This window comes from Paenibacillus sp. FSL R5-0407, assembly GCF_038009185.1.
In the GTDB taxonomy this organism is placed as follows: Bacteria; Bacillota; Bacilli; order Paenibacillales; family Paenibacillaceae; genus Fontibacillus; species Fontibacillus vini.
Genome location: NZ_JBBPAX010000001.1, coordinates 3210140 through 3236384, shown reverse-complemented (window position 1 = coordinate 3236384; position 26245 = coordinate 3210140). Strand labels below are relative to the sequence as shown.

The 26245-nt window shown below is 48.5% G+C and carries 26 protein-coding genes; 25 read left to right on the top strand and 1 reads right to left on the bottom strand.

Going from position 1 to position 26245, the window contains the following annotated elements; all coding sequences use genetic code 11:
- The first annotated feature begins 39 nt into the window (after positions 1 to 39).
- The 20 genes from NYE70_RS15495 (at position 40) to NYE70_RS15400 (ending at position 19850) form a co-directional block, all read left to right on the top strand.
- Complete coding sequence (locus NYE70_RS15495) at positions 40 to 1881, top strand: ABC transporter ATP-binding protein (RefSeq protein ID WP_341046766.1); 1842 nt, start codon at positions 40 to 42, stop codon at positions 1879 to 1881.
- Positions 1878 to 2765, top strand: a complete 888-nt coding sequence (locus NYE70_RS15490; protein ID WP_341046763.1) for a hypothetical protein — start codon at positions 1878 to 1880, stop codon at positions 2763 to 2765. The genes NYE70_RS15495 and NYE70_RS15490 overlap by 4 nt, the downstream gene beginning before the upstream one ends.
- Positions 2758 to 3216, top strand: a complete 459-nt coding sequence (locus tag NYE70_RS15485; protein ID WP_341046762.1) for a TlpA family protein disulfide reductase — start codon at positions 2758 to 2760, stop codon at positions 3214 to 3216. The genes NYE70_RS15490 and NYE70_RS15485 overlap by 8 nt, the downstream gene beginning before the upstream one ends.
- Positions 3213 to 4406 (top strand): cysteine desulfurase family protein, encoded by a 1194-nt coding sequence (locus tag NYE70_RS15480; RefSeq protein WP_341046761.1) that lies wholly within the window; start codon positions 3213 to 3215, stop codon positions 4404 to 4406. Before NYE70_RS15485 ends, NYE70_RS15480 begins: the two co-directional genes overlap by 4 nt.
- A gap of 32 nt (positions 4407 to 4438) precedes the next feature.
- Positions 4439 to 5731, top strand: coding sequence for an ABC transporter substrate-binding protein (locus tag NYE70_RS15475; RefSeq protein WP_341046760.1), 1293 nt, complete (start codon positions 4439 to 4441; stop codon positions 5729 to 5731).
- Between the two features lie 19 nt (positions 5732 to 5750).
- Complete coding sequence (locus NYE70_RS15470) at positions 5751 to 7040, top strand: ABC transporter substrate-binding protein (RefSeq protein WP_341046758.1); 1290 nt, start codon at positions 5751 to 5753, stop codon at positions 7038 to 7040.
- A 30-nt stretch (positions 7041 to 7070) separates the two neighbouring features.
- Positions 7071 to 8375 (top strand): ABC transporter substrate-binding protein, encoded by a 1305-nt coding sequence (locus tag NYE70_RS15465; RefSeq protein ID WP_290405498.1) that lies wholly within the window; start codon positions 7071 to 7073, stop codon positions 8373 to 8375.
- A gap of 23 nt (positions 8376 to 8398) precedes the next feature.
- A complete protein-coding gene (locus tag NYE70_RS15460) occupies positions 8399 to 9703 on the top strand; it encodes an ABC transporter substrate-binding protein (RefSeq protein WP_341046754.1) in 1305 nt (434 codons plus the stop codon).
- A gap of 462 nt (positions 9704 to 10165) precedes the next feature.
- A complete protein-coding gene (gene upp / locus NYE70_RS15455) occupies positions 10166 to 10795 on the top strand; it encodes a uracil phosphoribosyltransferase (RefSeq protein ID WP_211022675.1) in 630 nt (209 codons plus the stop codon).
- A gap of 27 nt (positions 10796 to 10822) precedes the next feature.
- Positions 10823 to 11977 carry a non-hydrolyzing UDP-N-acetylglucosamine 2-epimerase gene (gene wecB / locus NYE70_RS15450; protein WP_341046751.1) on the top strand — a complete coding sequence of 385 codons (1155 nt, stop codon included), beginning with the start codon at positions 10823 to 10825 and terminating at the stop codon, positions 11975 to 11977.
- A 182-nt stretch (positions 11978 to 12159) separates the two neighbouring features.
- A complete protein-coding gene (locus tag NYE70_RS15445; RefSeq protein WP_341046750.1) occupies positions 12160 to 12402 on the top strand; it encodes an AtpZ/AtpI family protein in 243 nt (80 codons plus the stop codon).
- Positions 12392 to 12772 carry an ATP synthase subunit I gene (locus NYE70_RS15440; protein ID WP_290405502.1) on the top strand — a complete coding sequence of 127 codons (381 nt, stop codon included), beginning with the start codon at positions 12392 to 12394 and terminating at the stop codon, positions 12770 to 12772. The genes NYE70_RS15445 and NYE70_RS15440 overlap by 11 nt, the downstream gene beginning before the upstream one ends.
- Before the next feature lie 32 nt (positions 12773 to 12804).
- The gene (gene atpB / locus NYE70_RS15435) at positions 12805 to 13629 is read left to right on the top strand and encodes a F0F1 ATP synthase subunit A (RefSeq protein WP_290405503.1); all 825 of its coding nucleotides are present in this window, start codon (positions 12805 to 12807) and stop codon (positions 13627 to 13629) included.
- 97 nt (positions 13630 to 13726) lie between these two features.
- Positions 13727 to 13951, top strand: a complete 225-nt coding sequence (gene atpE / locus NYE70_RS15430) for a F0F1 ATP synthase subunit C (protein ID WP_290405504.1) — start codon at positions 13727 to 13729, stop codon at positions 13949 to 13951.
- Positions 13952 to 14065: 114 nt separating this feature from the next.
- Positions 14066 to 14554, top strand: a complete 489-nt coding sequence (atpF, locus tag NYE70_RS15425; protein WP_290405505.1) for a F0F1 ATP synthase subunit B — start codon at positions 14066 to 14068, stop codon at positions 14552 to 14554.
- A complete protein-coding gene (locus NYE70_RS15420) occupies positions 14551 to 15099 on the top strand; it encodes a F0F1 ATP synthase subunit delta (RefSeq protein ID WP_290405506.1) in 549 nt (182 codons plus the stop codon). Before atpF ends, NYE70_RS15420 begins: the two co-directional genes overlap by 4 nt.
- A 15-nt stretch (positions 15100 to 15114) precedes the next feature.
- The gene (atpA, locus tag NYE70_RS15415; RefSeq protein WP_290405507.1) at positions 15115 to 16629 is read left to right on the top strand and encodes a F0F1 ATP synthase subunit alpha; all 1515 of its coding nucleotides are present in this window, start codon (positions 15115 to 15117) and stop codon (positions 16627 to 16629) included.
- Positions 16630 to 16976: 347 nt separating this feature from the next.
- Complete coding sequence (gene atpG, locus NYE70_RS15410; RefSeq protein WP_290405508.1) at positions 16977 to 17837, top strand: ATP synthase F1 subunit gamma; 861 nt, start codon at positions 16977 to 16979, stop codon at positions 17835 to 17837.
- A 141-nt stretch (positions 17838 to 17978) separates the two neighbouring features.
- The gene (gene atpD / locus NYE70_RS15405) at positions 17979 to 19379 is read left to right on the top strand and encodes a F0F1 ATP synthase subunit beta (RefSeq protein WP_290405509.1); all 1401 of its coding nucleotides are present in this window, start codon (positions 17979 to 17981) and stop codon (positions 19377 to 19379) included.
- A 60-nt stretch (positions 19380 to 19439) separates the two neighbouring features.
- Complete coding sequence (locus tag NYE70_RS15400; protein WP_213653701.1) at positions 19440 to 19850, top strand: F0F1 ATP synthase subunit epsilon; 411 nt, start codon at positions 19440 to 19442, stop codon at positions 19848 to 19850.
- 158 nt (positions 19851 to 20008) lie between these two features.
- Here NYE70_RS15400 and NYE70_RS15395 read toward each other — a convergent pair whose 3' ends face one another.
- Positions 20009 to 20704: a copper homeostasis protein CutC gene (locus tag NYE70_RS15395; protein WP_341046744.1), complete on the bottom strand. Its 696-nt coding sequence runs from the start codon at positions 20702 to 20704 to the stop codon at positions 20009 to 20011.
- Between the two features lie 222 nt (positions 20705 to 20926).
- Between NYE70_RS15395 and NYE70_RS15390 the strand changes: the two genes are divergently transcribed.
- The 5 genes from NYE70_RS15390 to spoIIID all read left to right on the top strand — a co-directional run bounded on the left by NYE70_RS15390 (position 20927) and on the right by spoIIID (position 26036).
- On the top strand, positions 20927 to 21178 hold the full coding sequence (locus tag NYE70_RS15390) for a DUF1146 family protein (RefSeq protein ID WP_211022665.1): 252 nt from the start codon (positions 20927 to 20929) through the stop codon (positions 21176 to 21178).
- 251 nt (positions 21179 to 21429) lie between these two features.
- Positions 21430 to 22776: a UDP-N-acetylglucosamine 1-carboxyvinyltransferase gene (murA, locus tag NYE70_RS15385; RefSeq protein ID WP_211022664.1), complete on the top strand. Its 1347-nt coding sequence runs from the start codon at positions 21430 to 21432 to the stop codon at positions 22774 to 22776.
- Between the two features lie 411 nt (positions 22777 to 23187).
- Complete coding sequence (gene spoIID / locus NYE70_RS15380) at positions 23188 to 24588, top strand: stage II sporulation protein D (protein WP_341046737.1); 1401 nt, start codon at positions 23188 to 23190, stop codon at positions 24586 to 24588.
- Positions 24589 to 24689: 101 nt separating this feature from the next.
- Complete coding sequence (locus NYE70_RS15375; RefSeq protein ID WP_211022663.1) at positions 24690 to 25451, top strand: M23 family metallopeptidase; 762 nt, start codon at positions 24690 to 24692, stop codon at positions 25449 to 25451.
- A 300-nt stretch (positions 25452 to 25751) separates the two neighbouring features.
- Positions 25752 to 26036, top strand: a complete 285-nt coding sequence (gene spoIIID, locus NYE70_RS15370; protein ID WP_114497259.1) for a sporulation transcriptional regulator SpoIIID — start codon at positions 25752 to 25754, stop codon at positions 26034 to 26036.
- Positions 26037 to 26245: the final 209 nt, after the last annotated feature.

Below are 26245 nucleotides of genomic sequence, written 5' to 3'. Positions count from 1 at the left end.
CCTTCATGGATAGCCGGGCATTCGCCTAGATACAAAATAATGAGAAAGAGTGTAGCCGAGGTGAACCATAAGGGAGTCCTTCGTGGATTATTGTTTGAAATCGTTCCGTTCATATGGAAATCGGCTCCTGTCCGATTGGCTGTAATGATGGTCATTCGGATCGTTGAGGCCTTGCAGCCGGCGGTTCAAATCTATCTGACCAAGCGACTGGTAGAGCAAGCCGCCGTATTGTTCCAAGGAAATAAGGAAATGCTGCTGCCGGCGTTGACGACGATCAGCTGGCAGGCCCTATTTTTTCTGACTGCCCTAGGTTTAAGGTCGCTGGCTCATATGCTTCTTGTGGTGATCAAGCAAAAGGCGCAGTTTCAAATGGACCGGGAGATCGCCGATAAGTGTTCCAGACTGGATTATATCTATTTCGAGCAATCCGAATACTATGACCGCCTGCAGAGAGTCACACAAGGACTTGCTTATCGCGGGCTTTCGGTGTTGGATCATTTTTTCTTGGTGCTGCAAAGTATCATTACGTTAGTTTCACTGCTTTTTGTTCTGGCCGGGTTTCATTGGATGCTGTCCGTGGGAGTGCTGTGTTTAATCATACCTTCCTTCCTGATCAATATGAAACTGGGCCAGAAAAGATATAAGCAGATGATCGAGCAAACCCCGTCAAGCCGTAAAGTTCAATATCTTATGAGATTGATGACCAGCAGGGAGTCCGCCAAGGAAATGAAGCTGTTCAAGCTGTATCCTTACATCATCGATCAATGGGGCAAGTTGTACTGGAAAAATGCGAAGGAAAAGGCCGCGCTGGAAAAGTCGGGCCAGTGGCTTGGCGGTTTCTCCGAGACTTTTTCTTACGCGTTTACGGCCCTTGCTACTGTGGTTGTTCTTTTAATTAGTTTTACGGGCGGCCTTACGATCGGGGTCTTTGTGGCGATGATTCAGACCGTGACGACGGCCAAAGACAGTGTGATGCTGATTGCCGCGAATTTGTCGGGCATTTATGAGAACGCACTGTTTACAAGCGAACTGATCCAGTTTCTGCATCTTCCGGATAAAAAACCGGATGAGCGAATGGAATTACGGAAGCTGGTGCCCGGATCCCATGAAGCGACGATTGGCGGTCTGGAGGTAGCGGGACTGAGCTTTACCTATCCCAATCAGAGTGTGCCTGCCTTGTCGGATGTCGAGTTTCACATTAAGCCGGGACAGCGAGTGGCTATTGTCGGACATAACGGGGCCGGTAAAAGTACGTTGGCCAAATGCCTGCTTGGCCTTTATAGACCTCAATACGGAAATGTACTTTGGAATGGGAAGGATATTTTCACGGACGAAGACGCCAAGTTGGTTAGCGCGGTTTTTCAGGATTTTATGCAGTATCAATTAACGTTGAAGGAGAATATCGGGTTCGGACAGATCTCGGCCCTGGACAATAGAGAACAGTTGAATATTGCGGCGATCAAGACAGGGGTGGACTTCATTTCACACTCACTCCCACAGGGATATGACACGCTATTGGGCCATGAATATGAAGGGGGCAAAGAATTGTCTCAAGGCCAATGGCAGAAGGTTGCGTTAAGCCGTTCCTTCTTTAATGCGGATGCCGAGCTGGTTATTTATGACGAACCCACTTCCGCACTAGACCCGATTGCCGAAGCCGCCTTATTCGAACGATTCTCCGAATTGGTGGAGGGGAAAACGAGCATTATGATTTCCCATCGGCTGGGAAGCTGCCGTAATGCGGACTTGATTTTAGTGCTGAAAGACGGACGTCTTGTCGAGCAAGGAACTCATTCCCAACTGATCCAGCGTCAAGGGGAGTATGCACGTATGTATGAAGCCCAGTCCCAGTGGTATGACATGAACGGAGTGATTGCATGAAAAAAGTGCTTGATCCGATAAGCAAGCTATTTATCTCTTTAAAAGCTAAGGCGCAACGTAAGGTGCTCACGGAGGGAGCTCTTCCCCGGGGCGGGAAAGTAGGCGACTTTCTTCCTCTATTTAAAGGGCGAGACCAAGTGGGAAGAAAGGTAAGGTCAGAGGATCTTCCCGGACGTCTTTCAAAATTGATTTTTCTAAGCGACAGCTGCGGGTCCTGTGTCGAAGTGCTAAAGCAGTTGGCGGGCTACTCTCAAAGAAATCATTTTCTGGTCCTGAAAGGTGATCCCGAGCCTTACTCGGATGCCGATCTGGGGGATATTTCATATAAGTTTCCTATCTTAAGGTCTTCCAAAGTTATAGAGATGTTCGGAATTCAGCGGGTCCCGACTGTTGTAACCGTAAATGCGGAGGGTAGGATCGAGAGCATCGACGAGTTGGCCGATCCCGGACAGTTGGGCTCTAGTTTGGAATTGTCCTCCCCGACATGGCCTAGCCGTGATCAGGGGTTGCCTTTAGGCAGCCTGTTTCCAGAAGGGATGGTGGGGGAGGAGGGGGGAGTCGTTCTTTTCTTGTCAACGGACTGTATGTCATGTCTGGACATTTTCTCCAAGCTTAGTACGCTCCTTGAAATATGGCCCGCCAAAAGAACTATTCTCTACATTCAAGGCGACGAGTCCAAAGTGAATAAGCTTGTGAAGGAGTACCGGATTACTTCCCCGTTTGTTCTATACAGTCCTGATCGAAGGGAAAAGTTTAAAACCTCGGTTTTTCCTTATCTATATCTTCTTTCCAGGGACGGCTACGTTTTATCGAAAGGAACCGTTAGGAACGCTAAGGAGCTTGAATCATTAGTGAACATACAAAAGGAGCCTATATATGATTAACGAAAATGGTCCGGATCTCTGGAGTTTCCTTCCGGATAAAGATTATATAGATCAGAGCGGTAATGCCCTGAATCTTCGTTCCATTCGGGAGAGGAAAGTGTTGCTGTTTATTTCAATGCACTGTGTCCGATGTATGGAGTTGGTGCCTGAGCTTCAGCAGATCCATCTGCCTCAGGCTCGCGTGATTCTATTTTCTACGGGGAGCGACGAGGACCATAAAGAACTGGATGAATTTCTTCAGCGGAAGTGGCCGATCATTTCGCTATCTTCAGAACAAATGGAACAAGACTTTTTGATCCGTTCCCATCCCTTTGGCTTGGTTGCCAATGAGACTCATCAGATTTGTGACAAAGGGAAGGTCTATTCCTTAAACGAGTTGTTGGAGTTGGCCGGAACACGTGGAGAAGGGCCCCTCATAAATGCCTTGAGAAATTATATCAGGAGGAAATGATGAACTCTCTATATTTCGATTTTTGTGCATCAACGCCTCTACATCCCCGGGCGTTTCGTACGCTGGTGGACACCGTCAAGCATTGTTATGCCAATCCGTCATCCATGCATGAAATGGGGTTTGAGGCCAGCCTTAAGGTGGAAGAATCCAGAGAGCATATAGCCCGGCTGCTTCAAGTCAAAGCTACGGAATTGATTTTCACGTCCGGTGCGACGGAAAGCAATAACCTTGCGATTTTAGGCGTGGTTCGGGCCTGGATGAAGCGGACGGGGCGAAATCCCCATATTATTTTATCCGAAATTGAGCATTCATCCGTATACCAATGCGGCAAACAATTAGCGGAGGAAGGGGTGGAAGTATCTTTCCTCCCCGTCAGCCGGAGCGGGATCGTAAGTCCGGTGTCCGTGAAGGAGTCGCTGCAACCCAATACCATCCTCGTGAGCGTGATGCATGTGAATAACGAAACAGGAGCCGTGCAGCCGATTGAGGAAATTGCGGAGTTGCTTAAGTCAGAGCCGCATATTCTTTTTCATGTTGATGGGGTACAGGGATTTGGAAAATTGCAGGTTGAGTTAGAACATATCGATTTATACACCATATCAGGACATAAAATCGGGGGACCTAAAGGCATCGGACTGCTAGTAGCCAAAGAGCATATTGAGATAGGCCCGCTGATGTACGGCGGCGAGCAGGAACAGGGTATAAGGCCGGGCACTACGAACGTTCCCGCCGTATTAAGCTTTACCGAAGCCATCGTGGCCTCCCTGGAGGAACGGCAAGAGAAGTTAGAGTATCTGACGACTCTGCATGGTCTGGTCTGTTCCAGATTGGCGACGATTCCAGGGTTGGTAATGAATAGCCCGGTACCCCCGCTCTCTTCCCCTCATATCATTAACTTTTCATATCAGGGGAGAGGGATCACCTCAGCGATGATGATCAGCACGCTGGCCAAACAAGGAATTATAGTCTCGTCTCAATCCGCTTGTTCGTCAAAGGCCAAGCAAAGCCGTGTACTAATGGCTATGACGCAGAATGAATCGATTTCTTCCAGCAGTATCAGACTCAGTCTGCATGAGACGGTTACACAGGAGGAAGCTGTTTACTTGGTTGCTGCTATCGAACAGATGGTAAGTCAGTTGAAGTCTAAAAATAAATTCGATCTACTGCAAAAGCACCATGTGAACAGTTAACTATTGGCGGTGCATCGTCATGGGGGATCGTTATGAAAAAAAGATTGAAGATCGTATTAACTATTATGGTATGGTCTCTGCTTGTCGTGGCTTGTTCGCCTAATAAGGAATCAGTTAAATATGAGGGCGACCCGGAAATGACGGCTACCTTGAAAGTTCTGACGAATACCGATGAGAGATATTTCAAGGAAAAGTATGGGGATTTATTCAAAGTAAAGTATCCGAATATTGAAATTCAACTAGTCCGGTATACGCCAGCTAATATTGATAAGGTAATTAAGGAAGAAAAGCCGGATATCTTTATTCTTTCAATTGAGGAGTACAAGGAATATTTGCAAAAAAACCGGGTATATGACCTGGATGCCCTCTTCTCCAACGAAGCGTTCCAACTTGAAGGAATCCACCCGGAAATCGTCAATTATTTACGACAAATGGGGAATGAGAAACTATATGGACTTCCCACTGAATTTATGAGTAAGGCGGTTTTTTACAATAAGGATTTGTTTGATAAGTACGGCATTCCCTATCCTCAAGATGGTATGACATGGGAAGAGATTTTTCAACTGGCGGAGCGGTTTCCGGCAGAAGACGGAGTGTACGGGTTTTACAAGATTTTTTCCGATCTGGTGGAAGATTTGGCTTGGAGTCGGGGAGTAAACCCAATTAATACGAAAGAGATGAAGGTAACGTTGGACACGGCATCCTACAAAGAGATATTTGAAATGATCTGGGATGCTCATGATTCGAAGTCCGCCACATTTCCTGAGCTGGATCCATTTGAAGTCTATGATCCCTTTGTTACAGGTAAAAGTGCCATGACCGTGGATTATAACTACTATATTAAAGGTCATATCAATTGGGCCAAAGCGGAACAGGGTAACAAGTTCAATTTGAATTGGGATTTAGCCTCCGGACCGGTTTTGGAATCAAGCCGTGAGACGTCACCCTATTTTCAGATCGGCGGTATTTATGCAATCAATGCGGATTCGGAGCAAAAACAGGCGGCATGGGAATACATTAAATTCGCCAGCAGCGAAGAATTGGCCAGGGTGAATTCAAAATCTCTCTCCCACCTCGGTTTGTTTACACGGACAGATGCCATTCCTAACCCGGACGGTAAACGAATGGAAGCCTTTTATAATTTGAAGCCCGACGTTAGTACCCATAGTTTTGTAGATTATGATCTGCTTCCACCGAGAACTTATACGAATTTGAAAGGGATTATTGGTTCTGAGGCTAAAGCCGTAATGGTAGGTGCCAAAACCCGCGACGAGGCGATTGCGTCAATGCAGGAGCGCGGGCAGCGTTTGCTGGATGAGAAGTGAGGTAAAAGGGGGCATAGAATTGAAAACCCGAGTAACTGCCATATTGGCAGGAATGATCGTTCTATCTCTTCTTATTTCCTGCTCACCCAGCAAAGAAACTGTACAGTACGAAGGCGACCCGCAGATGCATGCCAATCTGAAAATCATGACAGTCGACAGCAAAGATGATTTTATGCAGGATTATGGCGACTTGTTTAATGCGAAGTACCCGAATATTGAACTGAATGTGGTTTCCTTTCAAGAAGGCAATCTCCAAGAAATATTGAAGCAAGAAAAGCCCGATATCTTCCTAACCTCGCAGAAGGTATATGAACAACTTCTTTATGAGAGCAAGCTGTATGATCTGGATGCATTACTTAACACAGATGCCTTTAATCTCGAAGGAGTTCATCAGGGGATTGTCGACTCCCTTAGAGACGCCGGTAACGGGAAACTATACGGACTTCCTTCCGTGTTTCTGACGAAAGCTCTATTTTACAATAAAGATTTGTTCGACAACTACGGTATTCCATATCCTCAGGACCGAATGACATGGGAAGAGGTTCTTCAATTAGCTGCACGATTTCCGGCAGGGGACGGAGTTAGCGGATTGTTTATGCGCGACTTTTACTCATTATCGGAAGATATGGACCGCTGTTACGGACTAAGCAAGGTTAATGTCAAAGATCAGAAGGTAACAGTAAATACGGCTTCATATAAAAATATATTTAAGGACATTATCGAAGCCTACAAAGCAAAGACAGTTGTACTGCCTGAAGTTGATCTTTTCGAGGTGTATGATCCATTTATAACAGGTGCTAGTGCCATGACGGTGGATTATTACTATTACATAAACCACAACATAACCCCCGCCAAAGCGGGAACTGGATATAATCCTCTCTTAAACTGGGATGTAGCCACGGCTCCGGTGAAGGAGACGAACCGTGATACTTCGCCTTATTTTAACATTGCCGCTATTTTTTCTATCCATTCCGAATCGGAGCAAAAACAGGCGGCCTGGGAATTCGTTAAGTTTGTAAATGGTGAAGAATTCGCAAAAGCCAAGTCAAAAACAAATGGGTTTACGCTGCCTGCTCGAACGGATTACATTTACAACCCTGAAGGAAAGAATATGGACGCTTTTTATAGCTTAAAACCAGATACGAATCCCATCCGCATCGATTATGATAACGTCCCGAAAGGGTTTTATACCCATATTAAGGAGATTATCAGTTCCGAAGCTAAAGCGGTTATGGTCGGCGCCAAGACGCTGGATGAGGCGATGGTTTCCATGCAGGAGCGGGGGCAACGGTTACTGGATCAGAAGTAAAACTGTAAACCAGATTGAGGAGGGTTAGATTTGAAGATCCGGTTAAAGGTCCTATTTGCGACTTTAATGGTGCTATTGCTTCTTTTATCAGCTTGTTCATCGGATAAAGAAACAATTAAATATGAAGGCGATCCGGCTATGAAGGCCACGCTGAAGGTGATGTCTATAGAAAGCGAACGGCAAATCATGGAGGAATATGGAGATCTCTTTAAGGCGAAATATCCGAACATCGAACTTGAGATAGTTAATTACCAATGGAGAAACACAGCGAGCTTAAATAAGGTGCTAGAGGAGGAGAAGCCAGATGTGTTCAGCATTACTTCCAATGATGAATATGAGCAGTTTATCCAGGATAACAGGATGTATGATCTAAGTGCGCTCTTATCCAATCGCGATTTTGATTTAGAAGGGATTCATCCGGAGGTCATTAATTACTTAAGGAAAGTTGGCGATGGAAAAATCTATGGAATTCCATCCTCCTTTCTTTCCAAAGCAATCTATTACAATAAGGATCTCTTCGATAAGTATGGCATTCCGTATCCCAAGGATCAGATGACATGGGAGGAAGTGATCCAGTTAGCAAAGCGATTTCCATCCGAGGATGGGATAAGCGGGTTATATATGCGAAACTTTTCCGACTTCGTCAATGATATGGCTTGGGTCAGTCGTATCAATCCGGTTAGCGAGAAGGATCTTGCAGTTACCCTTAATACAGAATCCTATCGAAAAATATTTGAATTGATTTTAGACGGGTATCAAACCAAGGCTGTGAATTTACCGGATATAGATCTATTTGAGGTATATGATCCTTTTATTACGGGGACCAGCGCGATGACCGTAGATTATTATTATTACATTAATAACAACATCAATTGGGCCACGGAAGAGAAAGGGGATCAATTCCATTTAAACTGGGACGTCGTATCTTCTCCGGTGGATGAGTTTAATCGTGATATCTCCCCCTACTTCCGTGTTTCCGGTATTGTAGCGATAAATGCCGAATCCGGGCAAAAGCAGGCGGCATGGGAGCTTGTGAAGTTTATTAACAGTGAGCAATTGGCTAAGGCCAAATCCAGAACGGTATCGGTTGTCGTACCGACGCGAACGGATTATATCTATAACCCGGAGGGCAAGCGGATGGAGGCCTTTTATAATTTAAAGCCAGACGTAAATCGTAAGATCATCAATTACAACCTGTTCCCGAATCGATTCTTTGGCAACTTGGATGGAATTATCAATTCTGAGGGAAAAGCCGTCATGGTCGGCGTTAAAACCCTCGACGAGGCGATTGCTTCGATGCAGGAGCGGGGACAGAAGCTGCTAGATCAAAAATGAAAATGAAAGAAGGGGGCGAATAGGTGAAAAATAGAATGCGTTTAGGGGTTGCATTCCTAATAGTTCTTGTAATTATGTCTGTTCTCGCGGCCTGTTCAAAAAGCCAGGAAACCATACAATTTCAGACGGACCCTGAAATGGAGGCTACGCTTCGAGTCATGTATCCTGCCGGGGAGGAATGGTTCAGGAAGGATTACGGGGATTTGTTTAATGCCAAATACCCTAATATTGAAATCACTATTATCCCTTCTCCCCAAGGGGGAATGGATGAGTCGTGGTGGAAACGCGAAAAGCCTGATGTATTGGCGCTCGACCTTCCGGTCTATGAACAATTGATCGCGGATGACAAGTTATATGATCTGAACACCTTCATTACCAACGACGCATTTCATTTGGATGGGATGCATCCGGGAATCATCGACTTTATTAGACAAAGAGGTGGAGGTAAGCTGTACGGGTTGCCTCCGACTTTTTATAACAAGGCGATTTATTACAACAAGGAGTTGTTCGACCGTTTCAAAGTTCCCTATCCGAAGGATCAAATGACATGGGAAGAGGTTATTGAACTGGCTAAACGGTTTCCGGCTAAGGAAGGCGTTAATGGCCTATATATTCGCGATTATGAGTTTCTGGTAAGCGAACTTGCCACAAGCCGCAATTTAAGCCCTTATAACACCGCTAAGCTACAGATGACTATAAATTCGGAAGGATACAGAAATGTTTTTGAGACGGTGCTTGATGCGTACAAGTCAGGGGCTGTTGTATCACCCTCTGCGGGTACTCAGCAATATGATCCTTTCATTAATAAGACCAGTGCCATGGCCTATGATTATTCTTACTACATTAATAATGAAATCAATTGGGCCAAGGAGGATTTAGGCAATAAGTTTCAATTAGATTGGGAACTGGCTTCGGCTCCTTCCGATTCCGGCAATCGCGAGCTTTCATCTACTTATTTTTTCACAGACATTCTGACCGTTAGCGCAGACTCGGATCAAAAACAAGCGGCTTGGGAATTAGTAAAATTCATCAATAGCGAGGAAATGGCCAAGGTAAAGTCGAAAACGGCCGGACTGAGCCTGCTGACGCGCACCGACTATAACTATAATCCGGATGGCAAACGGATGGAGGCCTTTTACAGTCAGAAGCCAAACCTGGATCGGGGCACGATTGACTACACAAAAATTCCGAAAGGATTTAGTTTAAGAAAGATCATTAATCAGGAAGTAACCGGGCTAATCGCAGGGGTAAAGACCGTGGACGAGGTACTCGCTTCCATAGAGAAGCGCGGACAGGCAGAGCTCTCTAAAGGGCAGAAAAAGAAATAAAGCAAAGCCCGAAAACCCCAGATCAACCATCGATCTGGGGTGGTTATCTTTCAAATTTGACAAAAGTGCTTACATCTATATACTATAATCCAACGTTTGTAATGAGCGCGGATGAATACCGGCTCGTTTCCTCTCGCTGCTTCAAACACTCCCGAGCATAGACACCTAACCTAAGCCACCCTGTTCAACTGATCCAAAAGCCTCATATTGTTTCATCAACGCTGAAAGACGAACTTGTTCATATCCGGGTAACCATCACTATCTGTTAGAGCAACGGGAGAATTCTGCCTGCCAAGCAGGATTAGGGTGGATTGTACGGTCCTGATAAACAAAGAATACCGAGGCGACATGGTTCGTGGTAATCAGAAAAGGACAGTGATATAATAAACAAGATTTGCGGAACACTCGGAATGTGGGGGTTGCCGCAAGTGTAGACTTAGCTATAAACCGGAGGGACAAACAATGGCAAAACTGGTGGTATGCGATCACCCTTTAATTCAACACAAACTGACATTTATCCGCGATATGCGGACCAACACGAAGGATTTTCGTGAATTGGTGGATGAAGTGGCTACGCTGATGGCCTATGAAATTACAAGAGAAATCCCTTTGGAATCGATTAAAGTACAGACGCCTGTAGCGGAAGCGGAATCCCGCGTTATCTCGGGACGCATGTTGGGACTCATTCCCATTCTCCGGGCCGGTCTCGGCATGTTGGACGGGGTGCTGAAGTTGCTCCCTGCCGCTAAAGTGGGCCATGTAGGGCTGTTCCGTGATCCGGAGACCCTGCAACCGGTCGAGTACTACATCAAACTTCCTACGGACGTACAGGAGCGTGAATTGATCGTTATCGATCCCATGCTTGCAACAGGGGGGTCGGCGATCGCCGCGATAGACGCGCTTAAGAAGCGGGGATGCACGCAAATCAAGATGATGAACTTGATCGCAGCGCCTGAAGGCGTCAAAGCGGTACAGGATGCCCATCCGGATGTGGATATTTATGTTGCTGCACTGGACGAGCGTCTGGATGAACACGGATATATTATTCCCGGGCTCGGCGATGCCGGCGACAGATTGTACGGTACGAAATAAGAAAAGGTGTAGGGAAGGGAAACAGCCATGTCAAAAATCAAAGTGATGACGATCTTCGGAGTTAGACCGGAAGCGATTAAAATGGCTCCGCTCATTTTGGAGCTGCAAAAGCATCCCGAGCATATCGAATCCGTGGTTTGCGTGACGGCGCAGCATCGGGAAATGCTGGATCAGGTGCTGGACGTGTTCCGGATCGTTCCTGACTATGATCTCGATGTTATGAAGCCGAATCAAAGCTTGAACGAAATTACGCTCCGCGTATTGGAGGGGCTTGAAAAGGTCCTTCGTGAAGCGAAGCCGGATATCGTTCTCGTCCACGGCGATACGCTGACGACGTTTCTGGCAAGTTATGCGGCTTTTCTTCAGCAAATTAAGATCGGCCATGTCGAAGCGGGTCTTCGTACATGGAATAAATTGTCGCCTTATCCGGAAGAGATGAACCGGCAATTAACGGGAGTGCTGGCGGATTTGCATTTCGCTCCGACAGACTGGTCTGCGGGAAATTTGCGCAAAGAGAACAAGCCGGAGTCAAGCATATATATCACAGGCAATACAGTAACTGATGTGTTTCAATATACTGTACAGCCGAATTACAACAATTCTGTGCTGGATTGGGCCGCCGGAAAGCGGCTTATTCTTATGACCGCACACCGGCGTGAATCACAGGGAGAGCCGCATATGAATATTTTCCGCGCTGTCAGACGGATTGCGGATGAATTTGAAGATGTGGCCATTGTTTACCCCGTGCATTTGAGCCCAGCGGTGAGAGAACCGGCGTATGAAACTTTGGGAGACCATCCCCGTATTAAACTAATCGAGCCACTGGATGTGGTGGATTTACACAACTTCTATCCACATACACATCTGATCCTAACGGATTCCGGCGGTTTACAGGAAGAAGCGCCGTCTTTTGGCGTTCCTGTACTGGTGCTTCGCGATACGACGGAGCGCCCGGAGGGCATCGAAGCGGGAACGCTGGAACTCGTCGGCACGGATGAGGAGATGGTATATGAGCGGACAAAGGCGCTGCTCAGCGATAGTGATCTATATAATTCTATGAGTCGGGCCGCTAACCCTTACGGAGATGGACGAGCATCTGAACGAATTGTCAATGCGTTATATCACCATTTCGGGATTATAAATGATCGACCTGAGCAATTTCACAGAAAGTTCACAAAGTAAGCAAAATAGGTTTTGCTCCCAGGCGCGAAAAAGTATACAGTATTACTGTACGGTGTATGCATTAGTGTTGGGATTTTCAAGGTCGATTTTAACATTTCACAACTTTAATTCACTAAAAAACCTCAATTGACAAAAACTCTTCACAATTAGTAAAATAAATTGGGATTATTAGGGTGGTAGGAATGGAAGATCCGACAAAGCCTGACAAAAATGACAGCGCCTGGCGGGCTGTTGCCTTGGTAACGGCTCTTGGAACAAACCTCGCTGTATGTTCTGTTGGAGGATATTACTTGGGTTCCTATCTGGACCGGAAATGGTTTGAAAACGGTCTCGGCATCGGGCTTGGCGTTTTAGTCGGCCTTGTTGTGGGAATCTTGGGCATTATCGCTCTGATCAAGTCAGTCATGGGGGGAAATGATGGATGAACTGTCGAAATACCACCGTGCTTTGACAGTCGGCACCCTGGTTTTCCTGATGCTCTGTTTCATTGGCGGCGCTCTGCTGCCGGACTATCAAAGCATCTTTCTCGGAGTGGCGCTTGGCTCGGCGGTAAGCTCGGTCAATGCGTTGTACCTGGGCCGAAAAGTACGGCAGGTGTCGGAGGCGGCACTGAATGGCGGCTCCAAGCGACTGAACATGGGTTTTTTGACCCGGGCGGCTCTGGCGGTTCTGGCGATTTTTATCGCTATGAAATCCCCGCAATTATTAAATATGTATGCGGTTGCCGGAGGCCTTGTTTTTGCGCAATTTTATTTATTGTTTACAGGCATCCGATTTTCTCGTAAGCCAGAGTAGGACATTCAACTTTAGAATGGGGGTGAGAAAATATGCATGAAGCTCCGGTCATTGATCTGGGCGGCTTTCGTCTCGATCTGTCCGTTCTGATTATGCTGATAGTAACCTGTGCGATTGTCTTCGTTGTCGCTAAATTGGCAACCCGGAATCTATCCGTGGAGAATCCCGGCAAGCTGCAGAATTTTATGGAATGGGCGGTTGAATTCGTCCGGAATATGATTTCCAGCACGATGGATTGGAAGAAAGGGAAACCGTTTCTTTCTCTTGCCATGACGATGATTATGTTCATCTTTGTTGCGAATATGCTTGGTCTTCCATTGGGTATCGTTACTGAGTATCACGACACCGAGAAGGCTAAAATTTTCGGTCAAGAGATTACTACGGTTACCTCAGTGCTGAAAGAGCAGCATGAAAAGCACCCAGGAGAGGAAGCTCACGCCGAGGTAGCCTGGTGGAAATCACCGACGGCCGACTTGAGCGTCACTATGGGACTGGCATTGCTTGTGTTCGTGTTATCTCACGGTTTGGGACTCTTTAAGAACACGAAGAGTTACTTGAAACACTACGTCCAGCCTTACCCGTTCTTTTTACCGATCAACATTATTGAACAGCTATCCAAGCTGCTCACGCACGGCGTCCGTCTATTTGCGAATATCTTCGCGGGCGAGGTGCTGATCGGGACGATTATGACCCTGGCCAAAGCAAGTGTTGTGGGGGCTATCTTCTCCATACCGTTGTTGATGGTTTGGGACGGTTTCAGTATTTTCGTCGGTGCGATTCAGTCTTTCGTCTTTGTTATCCTGATGATGGTGTATATCGGGCAAAGTATTGAGAGCCATGAAGAGCACGAGCACTAGAGGTTTATTGGTAGTAGCTTCAAGTTAAGGCGTGAGGCTGGTCTTCACCCTGGTTGAACATACAAAACTGATTTTTAATTTTAAGGAGGATATACAAATGGGAGCAATGGCATTATTAGCAGCAGCTATCGTAGCAGGTTTGGGCGCGTTCGGCGCAGCGCTGGGTAACGGTATGGTTATCAGCAAAACCGTCGAAGGGATGGCTCGTCAGCCTGAAGCGAAATCCACTCTTCAAACAACGATGTTTATCGGCGTAGGTTTGATCGAAGTACTTCCGATTATCGGCGTCGTTCTTGCGTTCATGTTCTATGGCGCGGCTTAATAATTGAATCGATAAAAGAACTGGCGGGGAAGGCCACAGCCGTCCGCGCCTTCTTTTTAGCCCTCGCGGGCAAGAAACGCAATACGGATGGGCTTCGGAAAGGAGTGACTTAGATTGAATTTCGTATGGGAAAACACCGTCATCGCGTTGATCGCGATCGGGATTTTATACTTTTTGCTTAATAAATACGCTTTCGGTCCGCTGTTCTCCGTGATGGAGAAACGCCGGGAATTGGTGCAGCAGCAGCTTAGCGAAGCCGCACAAACCCGCGAACAGGCGGCCGCTTACGTGGAAGAGCAGAAAACGGCTCTCCAAGAAGCGCGCAAAGAAGCCTATGAGATTATCGAACAGTCCAAGCAAACGAGCAGCAAGCAGGCTAACCAATTGCTGCAGCAAGCGAAGGACGAAGCAACCCGCATGAAGGACGAAGCGGTACGCGACATTCAAAGCGAGAAGAACAAAGCGGTCGAACAGCTTCGCAGCGAGGTTGGCGCCGTATCGGTTAAGATCGCATCCAAGCTGATCGAAAAAGAAGTCGGCGAAGAAAAAGTGCAAGGCGAGCTTGTTGACCAGTATCTTAAAGAGGTCGGTGGCCGCTCATGAGCCGCGACATCGTAGCAGCCAAACGGTACGCGAAAGCTCTGTATGAAATCGCTGCACAAGAAGGCCGCACGCTTGAAGTTGAGAATGAATTGTCGGCGCTTACGGAATCCTTTAAAGCCGGCGACGAAGTGGAGCAGTTTATCGACTCTCCGAATATTTCGACGGAAACCAAATGGGAACTCATTTCCCGCGCTATTGAAGGCAAGCTATCCAAACCGGTTATTTCCCTGATGAAGCTGCTGGTGGAACGGGGACGCACTGAGCTGCTGCCTGAATTGCTGGAAGGCTACATTCAAATCTCCGGCGAAGCGTTGGGAATTGCAAACGCTACGGTATATACAACATACCCGTTAAGCGATGCCGAAAAACAGCAGGTCGAAGCTGAGTTCGGCCAGCTCGTGAACAAGAAGATTCGCGTTGATAATGTGATTGATTCAAGTTTGCTAGGCGGAATGAAAGTAAGAATCGGCGACACGCTGTACGATGGAAGTTTGTCCGGCAAGCTGGAACGGCTTGAAAAGTCTTTTCGAAGACAAGCACTGTAGATAGGGGTGAAACACTTGAGTATCAGACCTGAAGAGATCAGTTCACTGATTAAAAGTCAGATCGAGCAATATAAATCGGAAATTGAAGTGGCCGAAGTCGGCACCGTTATTCAAGTTGGTGACGGTATCGCCCGTGTCCACGGACTTGAAAACGCCATGGCTAACGAACTGCTTGAGTTTGAAAATGGCGTGTTTGGTCTTGCGCTGAACCTGGAAGAAAGCAACGTCGGTGTTGTTATCCTGGGACCATACAGCGAAATTCGCGAAGGCGATCAAGTGAAACGTACGGGACAAATCATGCAGGTTCCGGTTGGCGAAGCTTTGCTGGGCCGCGTTGTCAATCCGCTGGGTCAACCGGTGGACGGCAAGGGTCCTATCGCAACAACGGAATTCCGTCCTGTAGAAAATAATGCGCCGGGCGTTATCGACCGGAAATCGGTTCATGAGCCGATGCAAACCGGGATCAAAGCGATCGACTCGATGGTTCCGATCGGCCGCGGCCAACGGGAACTCATCATCGGTGACCGTCAAACCGGTAAAACGGCGATCGCCATCGATACGATCATTAACCAAAAGGGTAACGGCGTGAAATGTATTTATGTCGCGATCGGCCAAAAGCAATCCACGGTAGTCAACGTAGTAGAAACGCTGCGTCGCCATGGTGCGCTCGATTACACGATCGTCGTAACTGCTTCCGCTTCGGAACCGTCCCCGCTCCTTTACATTGCGCCATATGCCGGCGTAACGATGGGCGAGTACTTTATGTATAAAGGCGAGCATGTCCTCATTATTTATGACGACTTGTCCAAACAAGCAGCGGCTTACCGCGAATTGTCCTTGCTGCTCCGTCGTCCTCCGGGCCGCGAAGCGTATCCGGGTGACGTTTTCTACCTGCACTCCCGTTTGCTGGAACGTGCGGCGAAACTGAGCGATGAGCTTGGCGGCGGTTCGATTACGGCGCTTCCGTTTATCGAAACCCAAGCATCGGACGTATCCGCGTATATCCCGACCAACGTAATCTCCATTACGGACGGTCAGATCTTCTTGGAATCCGACCTGTTCTACTCCGGTCAACGTCCGGCGATCAACGTCGGTATTTCCGTATCCCGGGTAGGGGGCTCCGCCCAAATCAAGGCGATGAAGAAGGTTGCCGGTACGCTCCGTCTGGACTTGGCTCAATATCGCGAGCTTCAAGCGTTCTCCCAATTCGGTTCCGACCTCGATAAGTCGACGCAAGCGCGCCTGACCCGCGGTTCCCGGATGATGGAAATCCTGAAGCAAGGGGTCAACCAGCCATTGGCGGTTGAAGAGCAAGTTATCAGTCTCTATACGGCTGTAAAAGGCTATCTCGATGATATCGCGATTGGCGATGTACGCCGTTTTGAAGCCGAATTCCTTTCGTACGTGAAAAATCAGCACGATGATGTGCTGCAATCGATTCGCGACACGAAGGACCTCGTTGCCGACAATGAAAATAAATTGAAGGAAGTTATCGAGAAGTTCAAGAAGGGCTTCGCAGCTTCCGTATAAGTGCAAGTTCAAAAAGTCAGCTTTTCAGCACCGAGAAGGTTGCGAGAACCCGAAGAAGGAGGAACGGAGTGTAGGCAAAACCTACATGAGTACCGGACTTCGAGGGTGAACGCAAGATTCGATGTCGAGTCAACTGCTGGAATCACTTCGTGATCAAATGATGACTTTTTGAACTACCTCTATAATAAGGATGTCATAAACCGGCCCTGGCTTGTAGCCGGATCGCCGGTTTGTGATCAATTAGGATTACGAACAGAATGAAGATTAAGATGCAGGCAAGGGAGTAACATAATTCCGTTTCAGGAGCATGTTGCATACTTGCCCCACATCTTTAAGGTGGTGAAATCATGGCAAAAGGGATGCGCGAAATAAAACGCCAGATCAAGAGCGTTCAGAATACCCGTCAGATCACGAAAGCGATGGAGATGGTGGCTTCGGCCAAGCTGAGAAAGGCGCAGGAGAAGGCACAGGCTTCACGTCCTTACGTCGATAAGCTGAAGGAAGTGGTGTCCAGCATCGCGGTCGGTTCGAACGGCGTCTCTCATCCGATGCTGGTTTCGCGTGCGGTGAAACGTACCGCATATATTGTAATTACTTCCGATGGCGGTCTTGTCGGTGGTTACAATGCGAACCTGCTCCGTAACGTGATGGATACGATCAAGGACACTCATACCTCTACTGAGGAATATGGACTGTTCGTGGTTGGCCGCAAAGGACGCGACTATTTTACGCGCCGGGGCCTTCCGGTGGTTCAATCCGTAACCGATTTGTCCGACACGCCAAAATTTGCCGATATCAAATCGCTGGCTTATGCCGCTGTACAAGGATTTGAACTTGAACAGTACGATGAAGTCTATCTATGCTACAGTCAATTTATCAACGCGATTACCCAAAGACCGACTGTGGATCGCCTGCTTCCATTCGACAACGTGGAGCATCACGGTGTGACAGCCGAGTATGAATATGAACCGACACCTGAAGGAGTTCTGGAAGTATTGTTGCCGAAATATGCGGAAACTCTCATTTTCAGTGCGCTTCTGGAAGGCAAGGCGAGTGAACTCGGTGCAAAGATGACTGCAATGGGCAGCGCAACGAAAAATGCGACTAAGATGATCAATGAACTGACCTTAACTTACAACCGCGCACGCCAAGCGGCTATTACCCAGGAAATTACGGAAATTGTCGCAGGAGCAAACGCACAAAGCTAAAAAGCTCGTAATAGGTCGGTAAAACTCATAAACGGTTACGATGACAGTTTGCGGAGAAGCAAAGCTCATGGAATTACTTCCGAGCAGTTTTGCCTGTTGTTTTGTGACGTGTGACCGCAAAACTTTTAGGAGGGAACAAAGATGAACAAAGGACGCGTTGTTAGCGTAATGGGTCCGGTTGTTGATATTGAGTTTGGCCGTGGTCAACTGCCGGAAATCTTTAACGCCATTAGAATTGTAAAACAGAACGCGCAGGAAGGTTCAGGCGAACTGATTTTGGAAGCGTCCAATCATTTGGGCGACAACCTGGTTCGCTGTATCGCGATGTCCTCAACGGACGGACTGGTTCGCGGAACGGAAGCCGAAGATTTGGGTGCACCGATTTCCGTACCTGTCGGCGAAGCGACTTTGAGCCGCGTATTTAACGTGCTTGGTGAAACGATCGATAATAAAGGTCAGGTTGCAACTGCTGTTCGCAATCCGATCCACCGCGAACCTCCGAAGTTTGAGGATTTGTCGACACAAGCCGAAATTCTGGAAACCGGTATTAAAGTTATCGACCTGCTGGCTCCTTATGCCAAGGGCGGTAAAATCGGTCTGTTCGGCGGTGCAGGTGTAGGTAAAACCGTAACTATCCAGGAATTGATTCGTAACATCGCCCAAGAACACGGCGGTATCTCCGTATTTGCCGGCGTAGGGGAACGTACCCGTGAAGGTAATGACCTCTACATGGAAATGACGGAATCCGGCGTTATCGAGAAAACGGCGATGGTATTCGGACAAATGAACGAGCCTCCTGGCGCGCGTTTGCGCGTAGCGTTGACCGGCCTGACGATGGCCGAGTACTTCCGCGACCAGGAAGGCCGTGACGTGCTGTTATTTATCGATAACATCTTCCGTTTCACGCAAGCGGGCTCCGAAGTTTCGGCCTTGCTCGGCCGGATGCCTTCCGCGGTAGGTTACCAGCCTACGCTGGCTACCGAAATGGGTCAGCTTCAAGAACGGATTACTTCGACGAAAAAAGGTTCTGTTACTTCGATCCAGGCCATTTACGTGCCTGCGGATGACTATACGGACCCGGCTCCAGCCACGACGTTTGCTCACTTGGATGCGACGACAAACTTGGAGCGTAAAATTTCCGAGAAAGGGATTTTCCCTGCCGTGGATCCGCTGGCTTCCAGCTCCCGGATTCTGACTCCGGAAATTGTCGGCGAAGAGCACTATAACGTCGCTCAAGGCGTTAAACAAATTTTGGCTCGTTATAAAGAGCTTCAAGATATCATTGCCATCCTGGGTATGGACGAATTGTCCGAGGATGACAAGCTGCTCGTGGCCCGTGCCCGGAAGATCGAACGCTTCCTGTCGCAGCCATTCTTCGTTGCCGAGCAATTTACCGGTATCCAAGGGAAGTTCGTACCGATTGCGGAAACTGTACGCAGCTTTAAGGAAATTCTGGACGGCAAGCACGATGATCTTCCGGAAGCGGCGTTCCTCTTTGTCGGTACCATTGAAGAAGCTGTGGAGAAAGCGAAGACGCTGTAACACCGCGCCGTTATTGCGGATGCTTCAGAAATGAACGTCCCACGAACAGGAGGGATGAAAGTGAGCACCTTTTTATTGGAAATCGTCACACCGGAACACGTCGTTTTCTCTCGCGAAGTGGAAAGCCTGACGGTTCGCGGACTGGAAGGGGAGCTCGGCATCCTGCCGGGGCATATTCCTTTTGTGACCCCTTTGCAGGTAGCTCCGCTTGTGATTAGATCCGGAGGCAAGACGCAGACGATCGCCGTTCATGGCGGGTTTGTCGAAGTTCAAGGCGATAAGGCCATCGTGTTGGCCGAAAGCGCTGAGCTTCCGGAAGAGATCGACTTGGAGCGGGCGATCGCAGCCCGGGAACGGGCGGAACGCAGATTGTCGGCGTCCGAACAGGACCGGATCGATCATCGCCGCGCGGAATTGGCCTTGCAAAAAGCCATTACGCGGATTAATGTATCCAGCCGCTCTAAGGAGTAGGAGAACGACAAAAAACCGGGCTTTTCATGCCCGGTTTTTTGTCGTTTTATGTCATGCAGGAATCACCGCTTGCGACAACGAACATATTAAAGACAACCTTCTAGTGTGTATTCAAAATGTCGACTTTTCAGCAACAAGAAGGTTTTTTGAACAATCTCTTATTGGAAGCGGTCTGCAATGCTGCGAACCCGGGTAAGCTTGTCCGGATCAATCGGTTGCATCAGATCTCCGTTCATACGTACGCCAGAGCCTATATGGAATTCGCGGACCCCCGTTTCCTTCAGGAAGGCTTCCAGACGATCGGAATGCAATCCTACACCAGGAAGCACTGTAGGGCCGGATTGCTCGCTAAGCAGGTTCAGACGGCGAATGACGTCGGCAGCCTCAAGGACTGAGGAGCGTCCTCCAGAGGTGAGAACGTGGGTGATTTGAGGATAACGGCTCAATACGGAGAAAGCCTGCTCCTGATCCCGGATTTCATCAAAAGCCCTGTGAAACGTTACAGGCAATCCTTCGGCGGCCTTTAGCAGACGAGTAAGCCCAATTTCATCGATGTTGCCTTCGGGTGTGAGCAACCCGAGGACGAATCCCCTGGCACCGATATTCCGGAAGACTGCAATATCGCGCTCCATGGTACGAATATCGTCCGGTCCATAGCAGAAGCTTCTGCTATGCGGGCGAATCATGACACGGAAATCCAGGTCGATCTCCTCATGAATCATCTGAACAAGGCCAAGGGATGGAGTTAATCCTCCCTCCGCAGGGGATGTAATAATTTCCAGACGATCTGCCCCGTTAGAAGCCGCGATTTGGGCATCGGCTAAGGTGTAGACTATGACTTCGGCAATCATCATACAATTCATTCCTTTCCGGGCGGATACAAAAAATTGAATAAAGTGAATAATAGATGATATTGGAAGCCTTTGCAAGTGAAAGAAATGCTGGATTATTATCACGCTGGCAAGTATGATATATAAGGTCTATATTTTTACATTACTTTATCCGATATATTTAGGGGATATATTAACCGTTTAGGTATCTGCGGCATAAATATATCGTGTCGGGAGGAAGTTCAAGTGAATCCAATCGAATCTGTACCCGTATCGGTGGGAGTAAACGGCCTTACGGCCATCCTCGTGTCACTGGCATGTATCGCGATGTCCTGGTGGGCGCTGCAAAACCTTAAACTGGATTTGTTCATTCGCCATCCGAAGGGACCGCAGGGGAAATTGCTCCATCTGCTTCTGTCCGTCGTTCTGGGACGGTTTGTCGCAGCCTTCGTGCTCGAGTACTGGGGATACACGCAAATGCTGAAGTATATGTTTTAATTCCTAAGTCTTTGGTTATAAGTGTGTTAGACTAAGGGGACAAGGAAATTGTCGAATAACATCAAAACATTGTGTCAACAATGGTGAATAAGGACTACGATACGTTACGGAAACTCTGGCTTAATGAGAGCGCCGTTTCCTCGGTATTACTGTACTTTTCGACAGGTTTAGAGCCTTGTGCGCCTCAAATGACCGATGATATGATGAAGTTTAGGGGAAATGGTGAAAATGAACGCGCGGAGGGAACCAAGATGAGCAAATTTATCGTCCGCGGTGGCAATGTTTTGGCCGGGAACGTTAAAGTAAGCGGAGCTAAAAATTCAGTGCTGCCAATCATTGCAGCATCCTTGTTGGGTGAGGAAGGCGTAAGCGTGATTCGTGACGCTCCTCCTTTGGATGATGTAATGACTATTAATAAAGTATTGGAATCGCTGGGAGCGACTGTTACATATGATCGTGAAGTCATTACGGTCAATGCGCAAACCATCGCTTCCTGTGAAGCGCCGTACGAATGGGTGCGCAAAATGCGGGCGTCCTTTCTTGTCATGGGTCCTTTATTGACCCGAACGGGTTATACGCGAATTTCTTTGCCGGGAGGCTGCGCGATTGGTACAAGACCGATTGACCAGCATCTTAAAGGTTTTGAGGCAATGGGTGCGGAAATTAATCTGGGCCAGGGCTTCATTGAAGCCAAATCCCAAGGCCGTCTACGCGGGGCGAAGATTTATCTGGATGTAGCCAGCGTCGGGGCAACGGAAAATATTATGATGGCAGCTACTTTGGCCGAAGGAACGACAGTGATCGAGAACGCCGCCAAAGAACCGGAAATCGTCGATTTGGCCAACTATTTGAACGGAATGGGCGCTATCGTTCGGGGAGCAGGCACAGGTGTCATCCGGATTGAAGGCGTGGAAAAGCTTCACGGAGTAGAGCATACGGTAATTCCTGACCGCATTGAAGCAGGGACCTTTATGATCGCTGCGGCTATGACCGGAGGAAACGTATTTGTGGAAGGCGCGATCGCGGATCATCTCGGCCCGATTGTTTCTAAATTGGAAGAGATGGGCGTTCGTGTCGATATATTTGAAAATGGAGTGCGCGTCATTGCCGACAAACCGTTAAAAGCGGTGGACGTCAAGACATTGCCGTATCCGGGATTTCCAACGGATATGCAGTCGCAAATGATGGCATTGCTGCTCGTATCGGAAGGCACGAGTGTAGTTACGGAAACGGTGTTCGAGAACCGGTTTATGCATGTAGACCAGTTCCGTTTGATGAACGCGGAAATTAAAGTGGAAGGCCGCAGTTCGATTGTTACCGGCGGAGCTAAACTAAGCGGCGCAAAAGTATGCGCCACGGACTTGAGAGCAGGGGCTGCCCTAATCATTGCCGGCTTGGTTGCTGACGGAACGACTGAAGTTAGCGGTACGCATCATATTGATCGCGGGTACGTGCATCTGGCGGAGAAATTATCCGGACTTGGCGCCGACATTTGGCGCATTGCGGAAGGGAAAGAGACTTCAGCGGAAACCGAAAAGACCTCGGTTACGGTTCAAGAAGATCTGCCAATTCTCAAAATTCAACCTAGCTGGGCATAATCCACGACTATTAAATAAGAAAACGCAGGCCATCCTCTTCGGGGAATGGTCTTTTTGCTGTTTCGCGGGAAAATCATCGGAGTTCTATAGAAATGAAGACGGTATGAAAAGAAAGCGGTATCAAGTCTGGTGATTAGAGGTCTTTGTTTTAAATATCATCACGTAAGTATATGAGGCAAAAAACGACTGTATGCAAGTCTAGGGCTTGAATGATATGAACAAACGGTGTCTTTACTTACCTGACGGGAGCCTACTTTTCTCAAACGGGTTCTAGCAGATGAGCGGAATTCATATCTATAAGTATATCGAGCATTAGGTATAACCCTGAGAAACGCTAGGGTAGGGGCATGCTCGCCAGCAGGTATGTTTACGCTACGCTGCAGCACGAATCCGGATGGAGGTAATCTAGGAATGAATGAGAAGTGGGGTCCATTTAAGGAACCGGGAACAAATCATAGAATTACAGTAAAAATGAACCGGGGTGAGGGGGAGTCGGGCAAGGGTACAACGGAGCCGAGTAGCGTAGAGGAGGCAGGATCAAGCGCAGCTGAGGTGAGTGGCACGGTGAAGCCGCCGCCGGGTGGACAGCACGCGCAGCTACGCTTGGCCGCGGCCGATGGCGAGCCTGAGCGGGAGACGCCGCTGCGCGTGCGCATCGCGCCCGGCTCGCGGGCCCGCCGCCCTTCCTCCTTCCGCGGAGGCGGAAGGAGGAAGGATGCCCGCGGGCTAGCCGCCGGGCTGGCGGGCCTGGCCGCGCTCGCGGTGCTGCTGCCCGCGCTGCTGGCGGTGCGCGGCGCCGGACCGCCGCCGGCGCCGGCCGACCCGGCTGCCGCAGCTGCCCGGGCGCAGCAGCTGCAGCAACTGCCGGGCCCCGCGCCCGGCGCGGGCGCGGAGCGGCTCGTCCCGGCGGAGGACTCGGCCGCCGCGGACAAAACGCCGGTGCGCGTGTATCTGACACGCACCGGCAGCGTGGAAACCCTGCCGCTCGAGCAATACGTGACCGGCGTACTGGCCGCCGAGATGCCGGCGGACTTTGAGCTTGAAGCGCTCAAGGCGCAGGCGATCGCGGCCCGAACCTTCATCGTCCGTCGTTTGGCGGCCAACGACACCAGCGGTGTCCCCGGCGGTAAGGCGGACGTGCTTGATACGGTAGATCACCAAGCATATCTCTCGAAAGAGACGCTGGAGCAATGGAAGGACAAAGGCAAAGCCAGGGAGTTTTCCAAACTGGAACGCGCCATTCAAGAAACCCGCGGCATTGTGATGACCTATCAAGGAAAGCCGATTACGGCATCCTTTTTCTCGGCCAGCGGGGGATACACGGAGAACTCCGAGGAGTACTGGTCGCTTCGAGTTCCTTATCTTCGTAGTGTACCCAGCCCTTGGGACAGTGTAGCCAACCCAAATAACGAAGAGACAGTAACTTTTAAGCTTAATGAGGTTTTTAGTAAATTGGGACAAACCGTTCCGGCCGTACCCGTCTCGGCAGGCGGCAGCAAGAGTCTCACTTCCGGGAATCTCTTTCGGATTAACTCTTTCACTTCCGGACAGAGAGTAAAGGAGATTAAGGTGGGGGATAAGGTCTATACGGGCCGGGAGATTCGAGAGAAGCTCGGGCTTCGTTCCAGCCAGTTCAAAATTCAATTTGACGGAACAAACGTAAAGATCACCACCTATGGCTATGGTCATGGCGTGGGGATGAGCCAATGGGGAGCGAACGGAATGGCGCAGAAAGGATATACGACTACTCAAATTCTCAAACACTATTACACCGGAATTTCCTTTCAACAAGCGGCCCGTCTCTTAAAGTAACTATTTCTGAATCGGACTCTCTTGTAAAATTTTCAAAAAATGATATAAGCGAAGTATAAAAGCTTCGGCCCCGGTAACACTGGTTACTGAGGTGATGAGCAATGAATGAACAAAATAACAAGAAGAAATCCCATGAGGAGTCTCCTAAAATTGCAATGGGAGAGCCGGTAGTACCGGTGTCCACGTGGAAAAAAGTATTGTCGAAGAGATGGGTTTACCCGGCAGCTTACATGGCAGCAGCGGCAATTATACTAACCTTAGTGTGGGTCTACCAGGATGCCAGCCAAAAGCCTATGGACTCCACACCTGCCAGCGTGACGGATTCCGTAGAGCAGGCGGGCAGCGAGGACCTGCTGGGTCAGGATACCGCGAAGGAAAGCGGCAAAGACAAGGCTACCGAGACCGTAGCTGTAGCTGAGGATCTGGTATGGCCGGTAGCCAATGCCGCGGATGTTACCGTAGTGAAGCCATTCTATGACAATGAAGCGAGTGCCGAGGATCATGAAGCCGCGCTTGTCCAGTATAACGATACCTTTATCGCAAATACCGGAATCGACCTGGCGCGGGCGGATAACCAGTCGTTTGAAGTAACGGCCGCTATGGGCGGTAAAGTAACACGGGTGGATGAAGTTCCTTTGCTCGGTTTCGTAGTTGAAATTACGCATGCCAACAACTTGAAAACCGTTTACGAAAGTCTGTCGGACGTAAAAGTAAAAATGGATGCCGAAGTGAAACAAGGCGATACGATCGCATTAGCCGGTCGGAATGAGATGGAAAAAGACCTTGGCAACCACGTTCACTTCGCCGTATATGAAAATGGCGAATTGATTAATCCGTCCAGCGTTTTGCCGAAACACGAATAAGACGGAAAAAGAAAATGAATTACAGAAGGCTGTCCTTAAAAGTCATATTGACTTGAGGGACAGTCTTTTTTTATCTGGATGGAGCGGAATTATGTATCGGGGTGATGGGCTCGTCCGCACTCGCGAATCGCGCTGGAGTAGAGGGAATCCGTTAAAATAAGCAGGTAAAAATGAAGGCTTTGCAGGAGCACTTGTCAAAATAATTGGCCTCGCCCGGGCTTGTCAGGCTTGGAAACAAAGAATATATGGGCACGCCCCTCATATAATGTACCAAACTATCTCGAGTAGGGAGGCGGGAGCGTGCACGATTACATCAAAGAACGGACGATTAAAATAGGTCGCTGCATTGTGGAAACTCGGCATACGGTCCGGACTATAGCCAAAGAGTTCGGCGTATCTAAAAGCACGGTGCATAAGGATTTAACCGAGCGTCTGCCGGAGATTAATCCGGATTTGGCGGACCAGGTCAAGCACATTCTCGAATACCATAAGTCGATCAGGCACCTTCGAGGAGGCGAGGCGACGAAGATCAAGTATAAGAAGAAAGGGCAATCCAAACGGGAGGTGATTAGCTCCGCTCGTTAGTGGGTAAATATTATGTTTGGCATCCCGATGAATGTGATTGAACACCTCCCCCAAAGTATGGTATTTTTAAATATGGTATGAGATTGTGGATTTATATCTCATTTTCCCGAGTTTTGAAGGTTTTTTCGCAGCCAGATGTCGAATTACGGCTCCGTGATTCGGGGAAACTTTTACCATATATTTGTCATAAAATACGTTCTGGGGGAGCA